3 protein-coding genes are annotated in these 4,167 nt (G+C 35.8%); 1 reads left to right on the top strand and 2 read right to left on the bottom strand.

Annotated elements, in window-relative coordinates; translation table 11 throughout:
- Positions 1-1,840, bottom strand: a 1,840-nt coding sequence (locus AC1DPQ_RS19725) for a GumC family protein (protein WP_477610623.1), incomplete at its 3' end; no start/stop codon positions are given.
- Entirely contained in the window at positions 1,840-2,655 is an 816-nt protein-coding gene (locus tag AC1DPQ_RS19720; protein WP_477578814.1) for a polysaccharide biosynthesis/export family protein, read from the bottom strand. The genes AC1DPQ_RS19725 and AC1DPQ_RS19720, both read right to left, overlap by 1 nt.
- Positions 2,656-3,042: 387 nt before the next feature.
- Between AC1DPQ_RS19720 and AC1DPQ_RS19715 the strand changes: the two genes are divergently transcribed.
- Entirely contained in the window at positions 3,043-3,417 is a 375-nt protein-coding gene (locus AC1DPQ_RS19715; protein WP_477578816.1) for a hypothetical protein, read from the top strand.
- The last annotated feature ends 750 nt before the right edge of the window (positions 3,418-4,167 follow it).

The following is a 4,167-nucleotide window of genomic DNA, read 5'->3' as shown; positions in this document are numbered from 1 at the left end:
GAATCACTTTCTTGTCTATAATGGAAAGGGTACCTGCAAGATTTAAACTTACGAACGATTTTCCTTCACCCGAAATTTCAGAAGTGATACAAATTACTTTAGTGTCCTGATCACTCGCCATAAAACTCAAATTTGTTCTCACCGACCTAACCGATTCGGCAAATATTGATTTTGGTCGTTCTATAGACAAAACACTCTGGCCTGGTTGAACTTTTTTGGGATATTTTAAAATTACACCAATAATCGGGGTTGCGGTTAGACCCTCGATGGTTTCGATATCGTAGAGATAAGGATTTAATATCCTGACCAATAGAATTAAGCCCAGCCCCGAAAACAAACCCATAAATAAATAAGAGGAATAAATTTTCTTAGGCACAGGAGAAATCGGAAAAAAAGAAGGCTGTGCTACGCTGATAATTGTAGCACCAGAAATTACGGCTGCGGAGCTGATCTGCGCAGAGAGTTTTCGTTCAAATAGCATCGAAAACATACGTTGGTTGATATCRAAATTACTCTGTAATTTGGCGAAATCATTTTGTTTGGCCGGTATGCTGCCCAGTGCCTGATTTGCCTGGCCAATCTGCCCATTGATGTAACTGATTGTTTTTTGGTTACGTTCATGCAATAAACGGATATTGGTTACAATGGCCTGTTTCACTTCATTAATCTGCCGGTTAATATCCTGGATGGGCTGAGCGTCGGCATTAAAATTCTGTAACTTATTTTCTCTATTAATGATAAGTCCATTAAGCTGTGTAATTAAACCGGTTAAGAGGGTACTATTGGTGCCTTCCAGGTTAAGATTAAATTGTATTCTATCTTTATTGTTTTTTACCTGAGTTTCTAATTGTTGGATACCGAGTTCTTGTAATTGTAATTCTGCAATCTGGTTTTGTAGATTGCTCAGTTTCGAATTTCCGAGTTGCCGGTCGCTCGCTGGATCGATTAATTTATTATCGCTTTGAAAGCTAGAAAGTTTGTTGCCAGATTTATTCACCTGTGCATCTRAAAATGCGATCTGGCTATCCAAGTAATCTATAGTTTGTTTGGCCGATCTTTTCTTAAGCGTTGCATCATTTTTTACATATTGTTTAATGATCTCATTGAGCACATTGGCAGAGAAAACAGGATTGCTATCCGTGTGGGTAACACCCATAATATTGGTGTTTTTCTCCTGTTCGAATACATTTAATCCCCCTGCAGCTCTGCCATATAAATCTCTGATCCCATTGAATTTGAAACTGTAATTCCCGGTAGACGGAATTTCGGTTTTAACCGTAAACACCATATTTCCAACGTTAATCGCTTGACCATAACGATACTTTTTAGAACTCTTGTTATTGTCGTCGCTACTCGATAATTCAAAGGTTTTGCTATCAACCGGCTTAGCAGAATAGGTAGCCCTACTGAAATTAACTGAATCCTGGGTTAAAATATCAACTTGAAAAGGCTGTTTCGGATAAAGTTCGGTCACCCGTACCCTTCCTTCTAAATAGTAGCTAATTTTATAATCAAGATTCTTTAATGCGTTTAAAATTACGTCTTCCGAACGCATAATGATTCCCTCAGTCTGAATCTGGTTTTGATTAAAGGGGCGATAATTTACTGGCGAACCAGGAAGTGGTGGCATTTGTTGCTGCTGATCGCCATCTAACTTTAGCGAAGCAGAAGTAATATAAATAGGGGTAATGCTGCGTACATATAGCCAGGCCATCACAAAACTGATCAATACCGTCCCAGCAACCCAATACCACCTGCTTAGAAAAATCAACGCGATTTTCCAATAGTTAATGGTCTGGCTAGCTAACTTCTTATTTTCTGTTGGTGTAGTATTATCCATTAGCGGGTTAAGGTAAAGATTAATACAGCAAGATTGACTACCACAAGCAGCGGTTGTACGATATTATTAACACTTGTTAGTTTTTCGGTCAATGCTGAGCTCTTGGTTTGCTGCAGTACAATAATGTCATTATTCTGAAGGACTAAATTTTTACTGGCTAAACTGTTGATGTCATTCAGATTGACATAAATAATTTCCGGGTTGCTTCTATCGCCACGAATAATTTTCAGGGTCTTAGGGTCTGCTGTTTTGTTAATTCCTCCTGCTTCACCAATAATATCAATTAAGGTAGTGTTTTCGCGTTCCAGTAAAAAATTCCCTTGTTTGCTGAATTCTCCCAATAAAGTAACCTTTAAATTTATCACACTCAGTTCTATAATAGGATCGCGCAGTAGTTGTTTTGCATATAAATCCTGAATTTTAATAGCGGCATCCCGCCTGCTGAGGCCTAATACCTCCACTTTTCCGATAGCAGGAAGATTTACTTTCCCATCGGTATCCACTAAGTAAGAAAGGCTATTATTGATGGATCCACCTGCTGTTTGATTACTGCTTGTACTACTGTTGGCAGAGGCCGTGGCACCAAATTCTTTATTTTGCAGGTTTCGGATGGCCAACTGATCATTCACCTTTATTTTGTAATAGGCATCACTAATTCCCTGATCATTTACCACATATACCTGTTTAATGGTGTCGGTAACTATATCACTCGGGGCATTAAACAGACTATGCTCTTTTCTGGAAGCACAACCTACAAAAATTGAGCAAATGAATAAAATACAGACAGATTTTAATATTGCTTTTGTTGGGATCATAATTTGGGATGAGGAAATAAGTTTGTGCAATGGCTTACACGCAAAATATGGTTAAAGATGATTAATATATGGGTTAAAGATGCTTAAAAAAAAATAAACTGAAAAGTAAGATTTACTTATTGTCTTTTAAGGAGGTGATGAATAATGCATAGTTTCATTGTCCATTATAATTCAATGTTATTGGTCAATGCCTAATTAACAACGTTTTTTAACGCTATTTGTTTAAATCGGCCAACAATAAAAAAACGGAGTTAGTTTTTTACGCATTATTTTTGTATTGATAAAAATCATCATAAAAATATGTTTATGTATATTTATTAATACTCATTAATACTATTTGTGTAGAAGTTGTTTTATATTTGACCCGTCTATTCCAATTCATTGTCTATGAAAAAAGTACCTATTCTGTGTGCGTTTATTTTGTGTCTGTTTTTTTTAAAAGTAACTGCTCAAACAGGTTGCGTAAAATATTTCGGACCAGGATTTGAAGCTATTTATTATCCTACCTATCTGGGGAGTAACGGTATATTTGGTCCTAATTATGGAGGTACTCCAGTCAGTATCCCTGCTGGCTGCTATCCTACTGAACCTGCAAGTACTTTAACAAGAGAATGTACCATAGGCGGTATTTATGGGGGATTACTATTGCAAAACCACATTCAATGCCCTATTGATACCTATTTGCCGTTTTTTGTTTTACTCGCAAGCTGTTTAGGAGCAGGTTTTGTAAGAAACAGAATGGTATTTGGCTTGATTGGTTAGCTTATACCCCTTATTTATTTTTTACTGTTTAATTAAAATAATTTAAACGACCGTAAATACGCATCTTATACTCGTACTTTAGCATCAAAAAAATGTATTATGTTGTGTTTATTGCGGTATTTTTTTATTGCTTTTTATGATATTTGCTCAAATTGGTAAAGATGGTAAAGATGGTTAAGATTTTTTAAAATTTTTACTGTGCTCCTAGAAAATCAATTACGACCAACGCGGCTGAGCACTTTTCTTTTTTGTTTGTATTATCCCTACCTAAACACAATATAACCACACTGTAGATTGTGCGATAGATGATACGCTTGGTCTATAATATTTTCAATGGAATTATTTGGAGTATATTTCATTAGAAATAGAAAAAAATTATTCAATAATACCGATATCTACTGATCGCTCCGGCAAAAAATTCTTATTCATTCTGCTTTCTGCCTGATTCTTTTCCAAATCAGACACATTTGTGTAAGATCTCCCCCATGCTCGGTGGCTCACCAATCGCAACTTAACACCTCCATTTGGGTTATTTTTATCAAAATCCTTTTTATTACTTATTAATCAGTACATAGAATTGTTAATTTTGTATTATTGAATAGATTTAACAGTATTATTAGTTTTATTTCGTTGCATTTGTACAACGTATTCATCCCGGCGGCGTCCCATTTTTATGTTATTTAAAGCTAAGAATTTATTGCTTTTCATTTTTGTGCCATTGTCATTTTCGGCTATTGCGCAGACTAATCC

The sequence above is a fragment of the Pedobacter sp. 01T416_2 genome (assembly GCF_056398925.1).
The sequence above is the reverse complement of the archived record's forward strand: the minus strand, read 5'-3'. Positions and strand labels throughout refer to the sequence as shown.

Coding starts and splice junctions, on each gene's coding strand:
- AC1DPQ_RS19715 (WP_477578816.1), top strand. CDS start 3,043: ATGAAAAAAGTACCTATTCTGTGTGCGTTTATTTTGTGTCTGTTTTTT.
- AC1DPQ_RS19720 (WP_477578814.1), bottom strand. CDS start 2,655: ATGATCCCAACAAAAGCAATATTAAAATCTGTCTGTATTTTATTCATT.